27 protein-coding genes are annotated in these 16,701 nt (G+C 59.8%); 16 read left to right on the top strand and 11 right to left on the bottom strand.

All coding sequences use genetic code 11. The annotated features are described in order from the left end of the window. The first annotated feature begins 24 nt into the window (after positions 1 to 24). Positions 25 to 471 carry a hypothetical protein gene (locus FJ248_01995; protein ID MBM4119660.1) on the top strand — a complete coding sequence of 149 codons (447 nt, stop codon included), beginning with the start codon at positions 25 to 27 and terminating at the stop codon, positions 469 to 471. A 3-nt stretch (positions 472 to 474) separates the two neighbouring features. Here the strand turns inward: FJ248_01995 and FJ248_01990 are convergent, their stop codons facing one another. The 4 genes from FJ248_01990 to FJ248_01975 all read right to left on the bottom strand — a co-directional run bounded on the left by FJ248_01990 (position 475) and on the right by FJ248_01975 (position 2,007). Continuing rightward, complete coding sequence (locus FJ248_01990) at positions 475 to 918, bottom strand: DUF1499 domain-containing protein (protein MBM4119659.1); 444 nt, start codon at positions 916 to 918, stop codon at positions 475 to 477. Between the two features lie 39 nt (positions 919 to 957). Beyond that, positions 958 to 1,242 carry a hypothetical protein gene (locus FJ248_01985; protein ID MBM4119658.1) on the bottom strand — a complete coding sequence of 95 codons (285 nt, stop codon included), beginning with the start codon at positions 1,240 to 1,242 and terminating at the stop codon, positions 958 to 960. 105 nt (positions 1,243 to 1,347) lie between these two features. Next, a complete protein-coding gene (locus FJ248_01980; protein ID MBM4119657.1) occupies positions 1,348 to 1,695 on the bottom strand; it encodes a hypothetical protein in 348 nt (115 codons plus the stop codon). Positions 1,696 to 1,782: 87 nt separating this feature from the next. Next, positions 1,783 to 2,007, bottom strand: coding sequence for a zinc ribbon domain-containing protein (locus FJ248_01975; protein ID MBM4119656.1), 225 nt, complete (start codon positions 2,005 to 2,007; stop codon positions 1,783 to 1,785). A 68-nt stretch (positions 2,008 to 2,075) separates the two neighbouring features. Between FJ248_01975 and FJ248_01970 the strand changes: the two genes are divergently transcribed. Next, positions 2,076 to 2,336 carry a hypothetical protein gene (locus FJ248_01970; protein MBM4119655.1) on the top strand — a complete coding sequence of 87 codons (261 nt, stop codon included), beginning with the start codon at positions 2,076 to 2,078 and terminating at the stop codon, positions 2,334 to 2,336. Positions 2,337 to 2,343: 7 nt separating this feature from the next. Further along, positions 2,344 to 3,462 (top strand): radical SAM family heme chaperone HemW, encoded by a 1,119-nt coding sequence (gene hemW, locus FJ248_01965; GenBank protein ID MBM4119654.1) that lies wholly within the window; start codon positions 2,344 to 2,346, stop codon positions 3,460 to 3,462. A 3-nt stretch (positions 3,463 to 3,465) separates the two neighbouring features. Here hemW and FJ248_01960 read toward each other — a convergent pair whose 3' ends face one another. After that, positions 3,466 to 3,837, bottom strand: a complete 372-nt coding sequence (locus tag FJ248_01960) for a hypothetical protein (protein MBM4119653.1) — start codon at positions 3,835 to 3,837, stop codon at positions 3,466 to 3,468. A 132-nt stretch (positions 3,838 to 3,969) separates the two neighbouring features. Between FJ248_01960 and FJ248_01955 the strand changes: the two genes are divergently transcribed. From FJ248_01955 to FJ248_01945, 3 genes are read left to right on the top strand one after another with little or no spacing between them, the layout of a single operon-like run. Then, positions 3,970 to 4,164 (top strand): hypothetical protein, encoded by a 195-nt coding sequence (locus tag FJ248_01955; GenBank protein MBM4119652.1) that lies wholly within the window; start codon positions 3,970 to 3,972, stop codon positions 4,162 to 4,164. Beyond that, on the top strand, positions 4,161 to 4,847 hold the full coding sequence (locus FJ248_01950) for a hypothetical protein (protein MBM4119651.1): 687 nt from the start codon (positions 4,161 to 4,163) through the stop codon (positions 4,845 to 4,847). The genes FJ248_01955 and FJ248_01950 overlap by 4 nt, the downstream gene beginning before the upstream one ends. Before the next feature lie 33 nt (positions 4,848 to 4,880). Continuing rightward, positions 4,881 to 5,177 carry an adaptor protein gene (locus FJ248_01945; protein ID MBM4119650.1) on the top strand — a complete coding sequence of 99 codons (297 nt, stop codon included), beginning with the start codon at positions 4,881 to 4,883 and terminating at the stop codon, positions 5,175 to 5,177. Positions 5,178 to 5,226: 49 nt separating this feature from the next. On the opposite strand, the gene FJ248_01940 is transcribed toward FJ248_01945, so the two are convergent. Further along, entirely contained in the window at positions 5,227 to 5,556 is a 330-nt protein-coding gene (locus tag FJ248_01940) for a hypothetical protein (protein MBM4119649.1), read from the bottom strand. 692 nt (positions 5,557 to 6,248) lie between these two features. Between FJ248_01940 and FJ248_01935 the strand changes: the two genes are divergently transcribed. The 3 genes from FJ248_01935 to FJ248_01925 are packed head-to-tail and all read left to right on the top strand — an operon-like array spanning position 6,249 to position 7,893. Beyond that, positions 6,249 to 6,926, top strand: a complete 678-nt coding sequence (locus tag FJ248_01935; GenBank protein MBM4119648.1) for a DUF3386 family protein — start codon at positions 6,249 to 6,251, stop codon at positions 6,924 to 6,926. Between the two features lie 8 nt (positions 6,927 to 6,934). After that, entirely contained in the window at positions 6,935 to 7,372 is a 438-nt protein-coding gene (locus FJ248_01930) for a DUF5069 domain-containing protein (GenBank protein MBM4119647.1), read from the top strand. A 2-nt stretch (positions 7,373 to 7,374) separates the two neighbouring features. Continuing rightward, complete coding sequence (locus tag FJ248_01925) at positions 7,375 to 7,893, top strand: heme-binding protein (protein MBM4119646.1); 519 nt, start codon at positions 7,375 to 7,377, stop codon at positions 7,891 to 7,893. A 349-nt stretch (positions 7,894 to 8,242) separates the two neighbouring features. On the opposite strand, the gene FJ248_01920 is transcribed toward FJ248_01925, so the two are convergent. From FJ248_01920 to FJ248_01900, 5 genes are all read right to left on the bottom strand, one after another. Next, complete coding sequence (locus FJ248_01920) at positions 8,243 to 8,878, bottom strand: TPM domain-containing protein (protein MBM4119645.1); 636 nt, start codon at positions 8,876 to 8,878, stop codon at positions 8,243 to 8,245. A 107-nt stretch (positions 8,879 to 8,985) separates the two neighbouring features. After that, positions 8,986 to 9,714 carry a hypothetical protein gene (locus tag FJ248_01915; protein MBM4119644.1) on the bottom strand — a complete coding sequence of 243 codons (729 nt, stop codon included), beginning with the start codon at positions 9,712 to 9,714 and terminating at the stop codon, positions 8,986 to 8,988. Beyond that, entirely contained in the window at positions 9,707 to 10,966 is a 1,260-nt protein-coding gene (locus tag FJ248_01910; GenBank protein MBM4119643.1) for a monooxygenase, read from the bottom strand. The genes FJ248_01915 and FJ248_01910 overlap by 8 nt, the downstream gene beginning before the upstream one ends. Further along, a complete protein-coding gene (locus FJ248_01905; GenBank protein ID MBM4119642.1) occupies positions 10,966 to 11,508 on the bottom strand; it encodes a phospholipase D family protein in 543 nt (180 codons plus the stop codon). Before FJ248_01905 ends, FJ248_01910 begins: the two co-directional genes overlap by 1 nt. Next, complete coding sequence (locus tag FJ248_01900; protein MBM4119641.1) at positions 11,508 to 11,885, bottom strand: hypothetical protein; 378 nt, start codon at positions 11,883 to 11,885, stop codon at positions 11,508 to 11,510. The genes FJ248_01905 and FJ248_01900 overlap by 1 nt, the downstream gene beginning before the upstream one ends. A 230-nt stretch (positions 11,886 to 12,115) precedes the next feature. Here FJ248_01900 and thiS point away from each other — a divergent pair, with 230 nt between their 5' ends. From thiS to moeB (FJ248_01865), 7 genes are read left to right on the top strand one after another with little or no spacing between them, the layout of a single operon-like run. Continuing rightward, positions 12,116 to 12,316, top strand: coding sequence for a sulfur carrier protein ThiS (thiS, locus tag FJ248_01895; GenBank protein ID MBM4119640.1), 201 nt, complete (start codon positions 12,116 to 12,118; stop codon positions 12,314 to 12,316). Next, entirely contained in the window at positions 12,313 to 13,242 is a 930-nt protein-coding gene (gene cysK, locus FJ248_01890; GenBank protein MBM4119639.1) for a cysteine synthase A, read from the top strand. The genes thiS and cysK overlap by 4 nt, the downstream gene beginning before the upstream one ends. Positions 13,243 to 13,244: 2 nt before the next feature. Then, positions 13,245 to 14,066, top strand: coding sequence for a molybdopterin-synthase adenylyltransferase MoeB (moeB, locus tag FJ248_01885; GenBank protein ID MBM4119638.1), 822 nt, complete (start codon positions 13,245 to 13,247; stop codon positions 14,064 to 14,066). Positions 14,067 to 14,116: 50 nt separating this feature from the next. Beyond that, positions 14,117 to 15,376: a threonine synthase gene (locus FJ248_01880; protein MBM4119637.1), complete on the top strand. Its 1,260-nt coding sequence runs from the start codon at positions 14,117 to 14,119 to the stop codon at positions 15,374 to 15,376. Next, on the top strand, positions 15,373 to 15,648 hold the full coding sequence (locus tag FJ248_01875; protein MBM4119636.1) for a MoaD/ThiS family protein: 276 nt from the start codon (positions 15,373 to 15,375) through the stop codon (positions 15,646 to 15,648). Before FJ248_01880 ends, FJ248_01875 begins: the two co-directional genes overlap by 4 nt. Next, entirely contained in the window at positions 15,648 to 15,887 is a 240-nt protein-coding gene (locus FJ248_01870) for a FeS-binding protein (GenBank protein ID MBM4119635.1), read from the top strand. Before FJ248_01875 ends, FJ248_01870 begins: the two co-directional genes overlap by 1 nt. Continuing rightward, positions 15,887 to 16,690 (top strand): molybdopterin-synthase adenylyltransferase MoeB, encoded by an 804-nt coding sequence (moeB, locus tag FJ248_01865; GenBank protein ID MBM4119634.1) that lies wholly within the window; start codon positions 15,887 to 15,889, stop codon positions 16,688 to 16,690. Before FJ248_01870 ends, moeB (FJ248_01865) begins: the two co-directional genes overlap by 1 nt. Positions 16,691 to 16,701: the final 11 nt, after the last annotated feature.

Genomic DNA, 16,701 nt, shown 5'->3' with positions numbered 1-16,701 from the left:
TGAAGCGGTTGCTAGACTGTCGCCATGTCCGTATCCGATTCAACGCTCGTGCAATCGCCCGACGCCCCCGGCACACCATTTTTGTGCCGGAAGCCGGTGCGGATCACCATTTATATCGGCTTCGCGCTGTTTCTACTCGCCATGCTGGCCTTCCGGTTTCTGCCGCGCCTACTGGACCCGACCTTTGAAAAGCACATCGCCCGCGGCGAAGTCATGGTCGGCATGACCAAACAGCAAGTGCTGGAAGCCTGGGGCTCGCCCTATACAATTAATGTCAGCTATACCAAGGACGGTATCCGGCGCGAAGAATGGATTTTTGAAGATTGGCCCAGCTCCTCGCAAGTGAAACATCACTATCTGTACTTCGAGGAGGACGAACTCATCGGTGGCTGGTACCAGGGCAGCCGGACACGCCCACAGGCCAAGGACACGCCACCTGCCGCCTCACTGCCCTCCCCGCAGGGCCGATAAGTTTCAGGACACCGCTTTCGTTTCCAACTGCCTGTCGATGGCCTCAAACAGCGACCGGATGTGCCGGGCGTTCTGACCGAAATCGCTTTTCCCTACGCGGGACGCGGACCGGACATTGATGATCGCGCCGCCATCCTTTTCCTCAATCCGAATCTGCACGTCGTCCACGAACCGGAACAGCCGGCTCGTGACCACTGCGCGAATCACGCCCTGCGCCGCATCCTGCGAAACCAGCGTCCAGCGCGGCAGGGATTCTATCGCCCGGTGCGCGGCTTCGTGTACGCGCGCCTTCCGTTCCGCGTAGCGACGTGGCTGGATGTCCGGATATTCTGGCGTCCGGCCCGTCTCGACAATGTTGATGACCGGCCAGGCGCGTAGGAGCGCACTGCCACCCAACAACACCAGGACTCCTGCAATCACCAGCCACATGGTTTTTGACGATTGCATTTTTCGAGCTTGCCCTCTGAACTTCGCGCTATCTGCGCGCTACGGCGTTTCGGTGATTTGGACACGACGCTCTTTTCCGGGGCCGCCCGAAACCGTCAGCACGCGTTTCCACTCACGGACCTGGTAGATTGCCCAGGCATTCGGCTGGCCCCGGTAAAAGGCATCGGGGTCCTCGCCGCTGGCGTTGCAGTAGATGGGCTCCGTGAAACCTTCGTCGAGCACGTAATCGAGCAGACATTCGCTCGTAAAACCCTTGCCGCGGAGCGCGACATCGGCAAGGAGCGCCAGGATCTCTTCGGGTGTTTGAATCGTCACCGGCTGCATGGCCCAAATCCTACCGATGGCCCCAAAAGGAACGCCCGAATCCCGCAGGGCCATTTCCACCTCCGCCGTCTGTGCGCAGCTTCGTCAGAGCATGGCCCGCAAGCATCACAGCACCTGGCCGCCGTTCGCCGACGGCGCAGCGAGCAGAACCTTTTGAAAGGTCGCTTTGAGCGAGGCAATAGCTGCATGGTCGGCCGATAACACTCCGGCGGCCACCAGCACATCCACGCGCGGAGCCGGATCAAGCCGGAGCAGCGCGGCACGCGTGAGGCCGGGGATCTCCAACGCCTGACAGTAGGTGCCCAGCCAGGATTCGGTGATGACACGCAGGCCCGGATCGGCCACCTTCATGCGGCCCAGCCGGACTTCCTGCAAGAGTTTAATAAGCGGATCGGATTGTGAAATGGTGCTGATGGCTCGCTGTAGACCCTGCTCGCTGCACTCAATTTTCATAAGTTCACAGTGGCCAGTATTCCGTTAGCGGTTTCGAAACTGCCGGCTGAGAACGGAGAACTGAAACCTCGTTGCGCAGCGCATTGGTTAGTTCATGGAACAGGAGCCGGCCCCGCGGGGATCGCCACAGCTTCCGCACGGACCCGATCCCCCTGACGACGTCCAATCACCGGTGGCACCAACGCCAAACGGCGAAAACTGCTTAGCAAGCTTCGTCCCCTTGCACGAGGGACAGGCCGGTGCGGCCACCCCCTGCACGAGCACCTCGAACCGGTGATTGCATTTCTGGCAGAGATATTCGAAAATAGGCATAGGGTCCTTCCGTAAGGCATCTCCATTATAGACAGCACGCCAGCCGTTCGCAACGAGCGAGGGTTCTCATGTATCAGGAAGACAAGACCTTTATCTTCAAATTCCACATGGAAGCTAACTTCCCTGAGGATTACGACGGCGACGAGGACAACCATGGCTGGGCGCAGGATTGGGAAAAGCGGATGAAGCCGGAGTTGACCAAGTTGATCTTCGACTTTCTCCGGCAGCACTCGGCCTGGACTGTCCACGTCCGCAACCGCGGCATCTCGCCGCAAGATGAGATCGAAATCGCCATGATCAAGGATTTCTCCAATCGCTCCCTGGCATGATAATGCCATGACCGTCGGGATCTATGTTCATGTCCCCTTCTGCCGCACGCGTTGCCACTTCTGCGCCTTTTCCTTGCAAATTCACCGGGACGACTGGGCGGCGCGTTATCTCGATGCCGTGTCGCGAGAAATCCGCCTCCACGCGGAGCAGCGGGCATTGGGCGGTCGCCAGCTCGACACCATCTATTTCGGCGGTGGCACACCGACCACACTGACCGCTGAGCAGCTCGTCGCGATTCTCGGGGACGTTCGCGACGCCTTCGGCACCAGGACTGATCCAGAGATCACCGTCGAGGCCCATCCGGACACGGTGTCAGAAGATGGCCTGCGGAAGCTGGCAGATGCCGGTGTCACCCGAATCAGTTTTGGCGCCCAGTCGATGAACGACGAGGAACTGGTACAGATCGGTCGCCGCACGTCCGGCAATCGGACGCAGGAAGCCATCGCGATGGCCCGCCGCGCCGGATTCGCCAACATCAATCTGGATTTGATCTACGGCCTGCAGGGGCAGACGCTGGACGGCTGGCTCGTGACGCTCGAGGCCGTTCTCGCGTTGGACGTAGCTCATGTGTCCTGCTATGCGCTCACGATTGAGGAGAAAACACAATTCCACATTGCCGTGCGCCGTGGCGACGCGATTGAACCGGACGCGGCCCTGCAAAACGAGATGGAGGATGCAGCTGCCCGACAGCTCACAGCGGCCGGCTTCACGCGCTACGAAATTTCCAACTACACCAGGCCGGGTTTCGCCTGCCGGCACAATCTGCTCTACTGGCAGGGGCAGGACTATCTGGGACTCGGCCCCAGCGCGCAGTCCTATCTCGACGGTCAACGGTTTGGCAATGTAGACGATCTGCCATCCTACTGCGAGGCCATCGAGACCGACCGTCTGCCCAGTACCGGCTTCGAAACGCTCAGCCCGGAGCAGCGCCAGCGCGAGCGGTTGGTTTTCGGTCTTCGTCTGGTTGAGGGCCTCGATCTGGCCCTCTTGCCACAGGGCACCGAGCACACCCAATCACGCGAACGGCTGATTCGTCAGGGTCTGCTGGAAGAACGGAGCGGACGAATTAAACTCACCGAGGCGGGACGCCACTACGCGGATTCAGTAGCCGTAGAACTGATCTAGCTATCAGCGATGCAATATAAAATGCAAGGCGGTGTCGGCCAGAATGGCAGCCCAGGCAACACTGTTCAGCGCCACCATCAAACGATCCTTCCCCCACAGATGAAAGAGCGCCAGCGCGATGGCCAGTTGCACCAGCAGCGAAAAGGGCCGGTGGATGAAGTCCGGCATGAGACGCGCCTCGCTGGCCAACGCCGCCATGGCGGCCAGCAGATAACAGACGAGCGCGGCCGCCTGCAGACAGACTGCCGTCGTGCCTTGCGCGCGACGCACTACGCGCACCATGGCCCAAGTGAGGCACACAATGACGATCAGCATCAGCAGCGGAAACAGCGGCCAGACGACGTACGGGTCGAGATACCAGGGATTGGCTTCCACGTCAGTGCCTCCTTGGGGATGGTCGGCACTCTAACAACCGCGCTCATGTGAGTCAATCAGTGGCCTGACATTCTTGACAAAGAACCGGGTGTGGCGTAGGAATGAGGCCCCCCGTTGCGTGAGGACCTGCCGATGCCCGTCAACATGGACCCCAAAAAACGGCTGAAGAAACCGGCAGCCCAGGCTCCGTCTGCCGCTGAACAGCCCTCGGCCCACCCAAAGGACCTCGGTGAAGAAACCCCGGAGGACAAGGAAAAGGCGTTAGCCGACGCCGAGTGGAAGAACCTGTGGGATGCGACCGAGGTCATCGATATGGACAAAGTTTGACGAGTTCCTCCACTCCTTCCTCCCGCGCGCTGTATTATCCCTTCCATCTCTGCCACAAACAGACGCTCGCGCGACTGCTCGACGACTATGCTGCCATTCACTTTCGCGATTACATGGCCCTGCAACTCACGCCGATGAGCGGCACCACCGCCTACAACGACCGTATGGGACAGTTTCATCCCCAGCTCGTGACGGCAGGCCGCATCGTGCAGGGCTATTCAGTAAGCGGACCGCTGGATGCCGAGATTACGGCCGCCGTCGACCGGGACCTGGCCGATTCATCATGGCGCACCCGCTTTCACAACGGCCTACGCGACGACCGCCGGTTCCAGCGCGGCCTGTTCGAGCTTTCACACAGCATGGCGATCGGCGAGGCGACGGCTCCAGGCCCCTCGGTGCTGCTGCGCCTACTAGAACCAGCTCGCGCCATGCATGCCTGCTCGGTCGATCGGCTGCAGACGCTTTGCAGCCGGGTCCCGTCACCAGACGAGAGTTACGAATACGAATATGTCCTGGCGCTGGTCAAAACGTCGGCGGCGCTGGCCTATACGATCCGCCTGTGCCGGCAGCACCAGCTCGAGGCCGTCACGGATTCACCGGTGCATTTTCAGTTACTCGAGCGCGCCTGCACACGGGAGGGAATTTCGTTGGAGAATCATCTCCTCAACCGGGACGGATACTGACAGAATTTTGAGGCTGCGGTAAAATAAGTCACCATGGTCGAATCCCCCACCACCTACGCCACACCGGAAACCATTGAAGAGCAAGGGACCGGCACGGGGGACGGACTGGAAGCCAAGGTCATCGTCTACAACTGCGACTGCCACACCTATCAGCAAGTCATCCAGTTGTTTTGCGCCGCCATCCCCGGCATGACGCCACAGAAGGCGTTCGAACTCGCCTGGAAAATCGACCACCAAGGCAGCGCGGTGGTTTTCGAAGGCGCGCGGGACACAGCGGAAAAAATCGCCGCGAAATTGGGGCACGGCGGACTGCGGGTCGCTGTACAATAGCGATCCGCTGTCACGCTGGATGTGTCGTGAGAAACAGGCTACGGACGGGCTAGCGATGCGCGACGCGGCGCACGGAGCGATGCCGCTGCGCCACCCGCCGCACGGCCTTGCGGGTTGCCGCGCGGCGCGCCGCACGGGTCACTTTCCGGGGGGAACGCCGCGCCATGCGCTTCCGCACCACGCGCAGCGGCGGACGGTGAAATGCCGCGGCAGACGGACGGCCGGAACGGCCAAGGCTCTCCCCGCTGTAGACACGCACCTGATAGAGCTCGAACAGCTTATTGATCGCCTTCGGATCCCCTTTGCGGGCGGAGTTCAACAGGCGCCGCCGCTGATTCAGTTCTTCTTCCTCGGTATGCGATGCCGCTCGTCGTTCCATTGCTGCAACCTTTCTACGGAGCATCCTGCACGATGTACTGCTTTCCGACGTACGCATTATATCGTGCAGCCCTCTCATAACAAAGGAATTTACGGTTTTTTACAGAGATTTTTTCAGTTGTGACAATTTTTTCTACATGCCGATATAAATTATTGAAATATAAAGACTTATTGCCTTTGTACGGCCAACTAACCCGCTCTTGAAACCGCCTCTCTGAGCCTGTTTCCACCGCTAGATTGAATGAACGAAAAACTGACCGCGCCGACAACACCCCGGCGGGTGCACGGCTCCGTGCCATCGCGATCAGCCAGACGAGCGGCTTGCGGTATGGCTATGCCGGTGCCATGGCCGGACAGGTCGGTGACTGCAAGGACACACACTGCCACGGCTGCGGAGAAACGCTGCTTAAGCGGAGGAGCTCCACCCTTTTGAACGCAACGGTTGCCCCTCCGGCGCTTGCCCACGGTATGCGATGAGCATGCCTAGCGTGTGGACCTAAAACACTCATTGTCCTCCTGAAAAGCAGCCGCTATAATCTTCTCATTCGGGTTTCTCTCCGGCATGTTCCAAACGGCCGCCCGCGCGGCCGCCGCGAGCGAACGGGTCCGCGTACGCTTTTCGGTACGTTGCGGCCTTGCGCGAGCCTGAACACCGCTGGAAGCCTTTTTCAACCTTCTGCATAAGGAGCATATATGCAAGCCACCCCGGCGCCAGAAGTCAAAGACGACCCCAAAGCTCGCGAAGCTCTTCGCAAAGCGTTTGAAAATACCGCCCGCTGGCAGGCCAACTTTAAGGGCTTCACGGCCGACCTAACGGTCAACATGAACGGCAAGGAAGTCAAAGGTGGCCTTACGGTGAAGGGTCCACGCGACCTGACCGTTTCTCTGCCGGACGGCGACATCCAGAAGTGGGCCGAAAACCAGATCGGCATGATCGCCGTGCATCGTGGCCCACGCAGCTTCGAGGAGTCGGACGGCAAGTATGCCCTCACGCTAGGCGACGACCTCAATCATCCGATGGGCCCCAAGCTCTTCATCAATGGGGACGGCATGCAGTCGTTCTATCGAGTCAAGGATGGCCGCATCACGCAGATCAACCGCAAGATGGGCCATGGCGGCGGGCCGCCTTTCGGCTTCACGATCAACGTTGAAGACAGCATGGTCACGAAGGAGAACAAACTCCTCACCACCCGCTACACGGTCTATTACTACTCGACCAAAGACGGCAAGCTGACGAACACGGAGAGCTTCACGGACACGCACGTGCGTGTAGATGCCTCTGATCTTCCAGCCTCCCGTCGGATCATTTCCTACGAGAACGGCGAAGTGGCAGTGAAGTCGCTCACGTTCGCCAATCACAAGATGCTCTAGGGCAACCGATGGACCTTCGCACAAATTATCCGCGCAGCCCTCGCGAGAAAATGGCCGGCTATACCCATCTCGCGCGCATGATCGACAAATGCCGCGCGGTGCTGGCCGGCACGCAGGGCGAATACAAGTACCCCTGCCCGTTGGATCAACGACTTTTGGAATTCGCTGGCATCGAGGCCGGTCAGTTCACGGCCATCGTCCGCGGCGCCAAGGACGACAAAGCCGTGGCCGACTGGTTCAAGGAAACGGCAAAACCTCATAGCGCCGAGGCGATCGAACGGTGGAACCAAGAATTTCTCAATTCCAAGCCAGCTACGGACGACCAGCGTGCCTACCATCGAGGGCAGGTGAACGCGATCGATCCCTCCCGCACCGACATCACCACCTGGGGAGACATGTTAGACCTGGACGAAAACCGTCCGGTTCCCATACGCACAAGGAGTTAACGATGGAATCCTTCAAGTGGCTGAGCCTGTTTACCGTGATCGGCCTGCTGCACAGCCCAACCGTGGCCGTCGCGGAAGATCTTCCGCGCGAAGCGGTCCTGCCGATGCGGCTGGCCGAGAAAGCCGCAGCCGTGGCCGTGGAGAAATGCGCGAAGGATGGCTACAAGGTTACGGCAGCCGTCGTGGACAAGGCCGGCGGCATCCGCGTACAACTGCGCGGCGACGGAGCCAGCCCTCACACAGTGGACAGCAGCCGAAAAAAAGCCTACACGGCCAGCAGCACGGGACGGGCCACCAGCGAGTGGGCGGAACTCATGGTCAAAGCCCCGCACCTGCATTCACTAGGAAAAATGAACGAAAATATTCTCATGCTTGGCGGAGGGCTGCCCATTCAGATCGGCAATGAGGTGGTCGGAGGAATCGGCGTCGGCGGCGCGCCCGGAACCCATTTGGACGACGCCTGCGCTCAGGCCGGCCTCGACGCCATCGGCGCCGCCCACAAGGCACCGGCGGGGCAATAGGATGTCCGCACTACCCTCTTGTCGTTTGTTAGGCCATCCCGTCAAACCACGCCACTACGAGATGACCAAATTGCCCCGCGTCTACGCTATCGGCTAGAAGATTACTTTTCATTCAAGACGTTCGTAATACTATCTAAAGTATCACTTAAGTAAATTTTGGCGCCCCTCCGGTGTCGGCGTGCCTGGGGATCCGCACACTGCTCAGGCTGCACGCCGTGCTTGGTACGATTCCGCACCATGGACCTATAGCATTCCTCGCCCGCGCCGTGGACCCCACCAAGAGGATGGTGGCGCAGCCCTAGATGGAACCCGCTCTGGTCAAGCGTGCAGGGGGAGGAACTATCTCCGGCTATCGCAACCCTTCTCCGCTCATTCCACCCCCGAAGCCGCCGAAGTTGCCGGTGAAGCCGCCCCGACCACTACCCCAATATTCGCCGCGGCGCACTCGGCCATAGGGATGCCGCAGGTCCGGCCGGCTGATCCACCAGAGAAACCAGAGCGCCCCGAAGCTCATCGTGGCCGTGAGAAACACGCCAAAGCCTTTTAACTTATGCTTCGACGGTTCAGCCGCCTTTACGTCCTGCGAGGCGGAGGCGATTGCCACAGCCGCTCGGTAGAGTCCTTCCTCAAACTTCGCGTTCCCAAAGGCCCGCTCCAGATACTGGCTGCTAACTTCCTCCACGATTGCCGGCGTAATGACCGGCACCATGCTTTTCCCTAGCGTCACCGTCGCCTTTCGACTATCAATGACCGCCAGCACGAGCACGCCATGCTCTTTCTGCGCAGAGCCAATACCCCATTTTTGATAGAGCGCCGCCGCATATTCCTGTGCCGAGGCATAGGGCTTCGCTGACGGTACCGTGACGACGACCATTTCCACGCCGGTCTTCCGCTCGAGGTCCTGACAGACTGACCGGATGCGCTCCTTCCAATCGGGCGCAAGGACGCCCGCATGGTCGCTGACGTAGCCCATCGGACTTGGCAACTGTGGGCTGTCTTGAGGCCGGCCCCAAACATTTGTACCAAGAACCACGCACCACGTGCCAAGCACAAAAAGCAGGAAACCCACAGGATAGCGTCGTACGGAAACACTCACGATTGGCCCGCCGTGTCTATAAGCGTCCGCAGCACCGCCTCGTAGCGTTCGAACAGCCGTGGCATCTCCAATGGACCAGGGCTCATGATGCCGCGCTTGAGCTTGAGCGCATCGTGCAGTGCGGACATCTCGACACCCAGTTCGCGCCGCGCCGACTCGATCACAGCCTCAACCGACCGTTCCGGCTGGCGCCCGGCCACCCGCAGCAACCCACGCAGACAGGGCAGCACCGCTGTCAGCGAAAGGGGGATCAGGATCGCCATCGCTTCCGTTGTTCCGCCGCCTTCCACGAACCGTTGCCGCAGCCGCAACAGATTCCCGCGCAATTCCTGTTGGCATTGAAGCTTAAGGTTCGTCTCGTCGATCCGCAACTCAGGGAAAGGATCACGGCCTGCCAGAAGAATATGCTGCTCCTTGATCTCGAGATATTCCAATGGAAACAGGGCCAGTGACGCCTGCAATTCGGCCTTCGTCAGGATCAGCGGTGCGACGATCTGCTCCTTCTGCCAGCGTTTCTTGTGCAGCACGGCATATTGCGCAAGCAGGCCCGGCTCCGACTTTGTGAACAGCAGCAGCAGATTGATGTTGGACCGCCCCGGCAGATACTCGCTACCTGCCGCGCTGCCGTAGAGAATCACTGCTTCAAGCGACTCGCCAAAGAGCTTCTGCGCTTGGACGACCCAGGGCCGCAACAGCGCGCGGACCGATTCAGGAATCTCAGCCATGTTCCACCCGGTTGGCAAACAAATCCGGCAGAAACCCTGCGGCGATCAAGCGGCCAAACAGGCTGAACGGCGCAGTTTCCCGCAAGCCGGCCGTCGTTGCCAACACCCGATACCGCAGCCGCGCGTTCCGATCCAGCGTCTGGAAGACGCGGTTACGCAGAAACGCCAGAAGCGGGTTGGCCGTATTCCAAAAAACCACCTGCTCATCCGCTAGCTTTTGCAACATCCTCACGTGCGGGCGGCGACGGTGCTCAAACTCGCGTAGCGTTGCTGCGGAGACGTCATTCGTTGCCAGCCAGCGCGGAATCAACTCAGCTAGCATCATAGCATCAGCCATCGCCTGCATACGCCCCTGCGACACATGCGGATTCATCGCATGAGCCGCATCCCCAATCAACACTGCCCCATCCGCGACCCAAGAGGACGTTGTTACGCGGCCGGTCGGCATGTAGGCCGTCTGTGTCCAGTCCGTGAGCGTCCGGAATGTGTTTGCAAGCGACGGATCGGCATGAATCCATTTTTTAATCCGCGCGTCAAGCCCCTGCGCCTTGACCTGGTCCATTGATCCAGCCGGGATCATGTCGAACAAATAGACCTTGCGGCCAACGGCTGGGAACAGTCCCAAGATTTCGCCACGTCCCACGAAGTACCGTCCTTCATCCAAACCATCCGGCGAATCCAGCATCGCGATTAGATAGCCTTCGCGATACAGGTGCAGCTTTGTGGGAATGCCAAGCGCCTCGCGGACTTTTGAAAACGCACCATCAGCCCCGATGACCAGCCTAGCTGAGATTGACGCAGGCCGTCCTCCACGCTCAACCTCGACGCCGACGACACGATTCCCCTCGCGCCGCAACCCTCTGAACAAGGTGCCGTAACGGAGCGCGCCGGGGGCTGCCGTTTCCAGCGCCCCCAGAATTGCATGGTGCACGGCATTGGGCAGCGTGACGATCGCACAATTGTAGGGCGGTGGCAACGTGCCGTAATCCGCCGTGCAGAGTTTTTCGCCACCGACCTTGCAAAAATGAAACCGTCGCACGGAGCGTGTCGCGTCAGCCGTCAGTTTGTTCAGCACGCCGAGCCGGTCCAGAATCTGCTGGCCATTGGGCTGAAGGAGTTCCCCTCGCAGGCCGGTCGGTGGCCCCGGCGCCTGCTCCAACACCATATTCTTGATACCCTTCTGTGCCAGCGCAAGGCCGAGCGCAACCCCACCCCCGCCCGCGCCGACAATGACGACGTCCGTCCGTTCCATTACTTCCTGTCTTCGTAGCGAGATGGATCCTTCCACATCGCAAGAAACTTGTCCCGCGCCTTGGCCGTCGTCACCGGATCGTGCAAGACATCCAAGCGCTCATCGTTGTAGCGGTTACCGCTGCCGGTCTGATTCATCGAGCCGGAGGTGTTAAGTTCATCGTCGATAACCGCCTGCTTGAGGTGCATCAGGTTTTCATGCCGGTTGATCTTAATCGGAATGCCGGCCAGTCGCAGAGTTTCCAGCGCCGACTGCTGCTTAGAGTCATTGAGTTTTGCCCGGTCCGTAATGACCCGCACGTCCACGCCGCGCTTTTTCGCTGCCACCAGCTCCTTGACAATCGGCGGGTAGGTAACGCTGTAGATCGCCACAAAGATATACCGGCGGGCCTTGCCGTAAAGCGCCACCAGCTTCTCGCCTGGTAGATCCTCCGGCGCGTAGTAAATGTCGACCGCGGCGGCGGAGACGGCAGTCGGCGCGGCGATCAACAGGCACATCACCAGGCCGAGCACGACCAGCCCTGTTCTCCGCGCTGTTCCCATCAGTCTTGCTCGAACAGATCACGAAAGTGATCTTCAGACTCTTGCCAGGCCTCCGGAGAGGCCTTGATCAACCAGTCTTTCAGGTAGGTTTTTTGCCCTGGTGTCAGCATCTGCTTGATCTGGTACGTGCGCCCCTGCAACGGCTGGAGAAAGCCGGTCTTGCGCGCCGTATCAAGCGTGGCGGTCCGGACATAGACGTTCGTAAACATCGTGGGCGTCTCGTCCTTCCCCTCCCCCTGTACCCAGACGGAGATGAACTTCTCCATTTGCATACCGGCACTGTCCATGGCCGGCTCGGCATCGTGAAAGAGCTCGTTTTCGGATTGATTTAGCGGCGTGGCCTCTGCCGCTTTAAAAAGAAAATTCCGTTTCCACATACCGCGCGCACCCTTGCCTTTCGCAGTTCCCTACTCCTCTGTCATCCTCTAAGAGAAGGACTCACGAAGTCAAGCACGGATAGCCAGCCGCCAGCGTTTCACCCTCGTCATTTTCGAGAATCCTTTTAAGGATTTCCCGCTCCCATCAGGCAATTGCCGCTTCCTTGACAAGGGCGCGGGCTGCTTGCTATCGTGTTGAAATTCTTCAATCATCAAGCCAAGTTGGAGTAATGCAGGTCAAAGTCAACGGGAAGTCAGAAGAGGTCCAGGGAGGCACAATTTTGGACCTTCTGAAAGCCAAAAATATCGACCCGCACATGGTCGCCGTGGAGCTGAACGACGCCGTGGTGGAGCGGGATCATCTGGGCACCACGTCCGTCAAGGACGGCGATGCGTTGGAGTTCCTGTTCTACATGGGGGGTGGCTGGTGACGGTCCAGGCCCACAAGGACATCACGGAGCTGATCGGCAAGACCCCGTTGGTCCGGCTCACGCGCCTGTCTCCGGAGGGCGGCGCGACGGTCTATGGGAAGGTCGAGTTTTTCAACCCCGGCGGCAGCATCAAGGACCGAATCTGCCTCAACATGATTAACGAGGCGGAGCGGCAGGGCAAGCTAAAGCCGGGTGGCACAATCGTCGAGCCGACTAGCGGCAACACGGGCATCGGGCTGGCGCTCATCGCCGCCGTGCGGGGCTACAAGCTGATCCTTGTGATGCCCGAGAGCATGAGTATGGAGCGAGCCAGCCTGCTCTCCTCCTACGGCGCACAGTTGGTGCTGACGCCGGCGTGGGAGGGGATGAAAGGCTCGATCAAGGAAGCCGAGAGCATCATTGGGCAAAATCCGTCGTACTTCATGCCAGATCAGTTTTCGAATCCGGCAAACCCGGCGATGCACCGGAAGACGACGGCCTTGGAAATCTGGGAGGCGCTGGACGGGAAAATCGACGCCTTCGTGACGGCGGTCGGTACGGGCGGTACAATCACCGGCTGCGGTGAGGTCTTTAAGGAACGGAACAAGAACATCCGGGTGGTGGCCGTTGAGCCGGCCGGTTCGCCGGTACTCTCAGGCGGCGATCCGGGTCCGCACAAGATTCAGGGCATTGGCGCAGGGTTTATTCCGAAGGTGCTGAACCGCTCCCTACTCGACAGCGTGCTCACTGTGACGGACGACGAGGCCTATCAGACAGCCAAGCTGCTAGCGAAAAAGGAGGGGTTACTGGTAGGCATTTCCGCCGGCGCCAACGCTTTCGCCGCGCAGAAGATTGCTAAGGAACTGGGCCCGGGGAAGAACGTGGTAACCATTCTCTGCGACACAGGCGAGCGATACATCAGCGTCGAGAAGTATTTCAACATCTGACCATGGAATTCACGGACGAACAGGTCACCCGTTACAGCCGGCACATCCTACTGCCGGAGGTCGGCGGGAAGGGACAGAAGAAGATCGCGCAAGCGAGGATTCTGATCATCGGCGCGGGCGGCCTCGGTGCCCCGGCGGCGTTCTACCTAGCAGCGGCCGGCGTCGGTACGATCGGCCTGATCGACAGCGACACGGTGGACCTCTCGAACCTCCAGCGGCAGATTATCCACTACACCCCCGACGTGGGACGATCCAAGGTCCTCTCGGCCAAGGAAAAAATCCAGGCCCTCAACCCGGACGTCCGGGTGGTGATACACGAGACACGGTTCGTGGCCGACAACGCCCTGCAACTGATCGCCGATTACGACGTCGTCATCGACGGCGTGGACAATTTCCCGGCTAAGTTTCTGATTAACGACGCCTGCATTATGAGCAACAAACCGCTCGTGCACGGGGGCATTCTGCGTTTCGACGGCCGGGTGACCACGATCCTGCCAAAAAAATCCGCCTGCTATCGCTGCGTCTTCAAACAGCCGCCGCCGGCCGGGCTGGTTGCGAGCTGCCAGGAAGCCGGCGTGATCGGCGCGCTGGCCGGCATCATTGGCACTATTCAGGCAACCGAAGCGCTGAAGCTGGTGCTCGGCATCGGCCGGCCGCTCACCGACCGGTTGATGGACTACGACGCCAAGAAAGCGACATTCCGCGAGATCAAGACAAAACGTAACCCGCACTGCCCTGTGTGCAGCGACCAGCCAACAATCACGACGTTGGTCGATTACGAACAGGAGGCCTGCGAATTGAAGCAGGTCAAGGTCGAGGTTTAGGCTGAGACGAGCTCAACCTTAGCCCCAGTTTTTGAGAGTCAGGTGATACCATGACCAAAATGAAATCACTGATCTGCCGGGAATGCGGGAAGGAATACCCGATCAAGGCGATCCACGTCTGCGAGCTGTGCTTTGGCCCGCTGGAGGTCAAGTACAACTACGACGAGATCAGGAGGGTCGTCACGCGCAAGAAGATCGAAGAGGGCCCGCCCAGTATGTGGCGGTATATGGACCTGCTGCCCGTGGAAAGCACCTCGACCGAGACGGTGATCGGCCCGCATGCCGGCCTCACGCCGATGGTACGCGCAAAGAATCTCGGCGCCTATCTGGGGCTGGACGAGCTCTATATTAAGAACGACACGGTAAACCATCCAACCCTGTCGTTCAAGGATCGCGTCGTCTCTGTGGCCCTGACCCGCGCGCGCGAGCTGGGCTTCGAAACCGTCGCCTGCGCCTCGACCGGCAACCTGGCCAACTCCGTCGCCGCCCATGCGGCAGCCGCCTGCATGAAGTGCTACGTGTTCATCCCGGCCGATTTGGAAGCGGCCAAGGTGCTGGGCAATTTGATTTACAAGCCGAACGTCGTCGAAGTGGAGGGCAATTACGATGACGTGAACCGGCTCTGCAGTGAAATCGCGGGCGAACACGGCTGGGCCTTCGTGAATATCAACATCCGCCCTTACTATGCAGAGGGCTCGAAGACGTTGGCCTTCGAAACCGTCGAACAGCTCGGCTGGCGCGCCCCCGATCAGGCCGTGATCCCGATGGCCTCCGGCTCGCTGCTGACCAAGATCTGGAAGGGCCTGCACGAGATGAAAACGCTGGGCCTGATCGACAGAGTGCAAACGAAGATCAACGGCGCGCAGGCGGAAGGCTGCTCCCCGATCTCAACCGCCTACAAGGAAGGCCGCGACTTCTTCAAACCAGTGAAGCCGAAAACCATCGCTAAGTCGCTGGCCATCGGCAACCCAGCCGACGGCTACTATGCGCTGAAGGCAACTGGCGAGAGTAGGGGCGCGATGGACATGGTATCCGACGAGGAAGTAGTGGATGCCATCAAGCTGCTGGCGCAGACCGAGGGCATCTTCGCCGAGACGGCCGGCGGCGTGACCATCGGTGTGCTCAAAAAGCTGGTGAAGCAGGGCGTCATCAAGAAAAGCGACGTGACCGTGGCCTACATCACCGGCAACGGGCTCAAGACGCAGGAGGCGGTCATCGACGCAGTCGGCCGACCCTTCCGCATCCAGCCGAGCCTGGTCAGTTTTGAGAAAACATTCAAGATCGGCAAAAACGGCGGAGGCGACGCGTGATCAAAGTCCGGATTCCCACTCCCCTGCGGCCCCTGACAAAACATCAGGGCGAGGTCGAAACGAAGGCCACGAGCGTCGCAGAGATGATCGAGGCCCTGAATGCCGCGCACCCCGGCATCAAGGACCGTCTGTGCGACGAGAAGGGCGACCTGCGCCGCTTTGTGAACATTTACGTCAACGAAGAGGACATTCGGTTCCTGAAGGGTAAGGACACGTCGCTCAAGGACGGCGACGAAGTCTCCATCGTGCCCGCAATCGCTGGGGGCTGCTGATGCCGAACTTGCGCTTTCACGTTCGCTTTCCGGAAAAACAGGTGAAGGAACCGATCATCTATCAGATCGGTCACGAGTATAAGGTCGTGACCAACATCCGTCGAGCCGACGTGCGGGAAACCACTGGCTGGATGGACCTCGAATTGAGCGGACTGACGCCCGAGATCGAGCGGGCCATTGAAGGCCTGAAGAAAAAAGGCTGCGTTGTGGATCCGATCGAACTCAACGTGGTGGAATGATGGAGTTCACCGAAGCACAACTGGAGCGCTACAGCCGGCACATCATCCTGAACGACGTCGGCGGCAAGGGGCAGAAGAAACTGTCCCAGGCAAAGGTGCTGGTCATCGGCGCCGGCGGGCTCGGCTCCCCTGCGGCGCTCTACCTGGCTGCCGCCGGTGTCGGCACGCTCGGCCTGGTGGACGGTGACGTGGTGGACCTCTCCAATCTTCAACGCCAGGTACTGCATACGACCGCGCGCATCGGCGTCCCCAAAGTGGAATCGGGCCGCCAGACGTTGGCGGCGCTCAACCCGGACATCACGATTAAGACCTACCAGTACCACGTCAGCGCGGACAACATCCTGGGCCTGATCGCCGACTACGACATGGTCCTGGACGGCTCCGATAATTTCTCAACGCGATTCATGATCAACGATGCCTGCTTTTTTGCGAAAAAGACGTTGATCTCTGGTAGCATCTTCCGGTTTGAGGGCCAGCTCACGACGATCAAGCCGCACGAAGGTTTCCCCTGCTACCGCTGCCTCTATCCCGAGCCGCCACCGGCCGGACTGGTGCCGAACTGCCAGGAAGCAGGCGTGCTGGGTGTGCTAGCCGGCACCGTGGGAGTACTGCAGGCGATGGAAGCGGTGAAAGAAATCCTCAAGGTCGGCGACTCGCTTGCAGACAAGCTGCTGATCTACGACGCGCTGGAGATGAAGTTCCGGCGGGTATCGCGGCCAAAAGATCCGACCTGTCGGCTCTGCGGTCCGAAGCCAGCGATCAAAGATCTCAGTAGCGACTACGCCGTAGCCTGCACGATCTAGCCTGGTTTCTG

The organism is Nitrospira sp. (assembly GCA_016873435.1).
GTDB lineage: Bacteria > Nitrospirota > Nitrospiria > Nitrospirales > Nitrospiraceae > VGXF01.
Note: the sequence above shows the minus strand (reverse complement) of the source record. Positions and strands in the feature narration are given on the sequence as shown.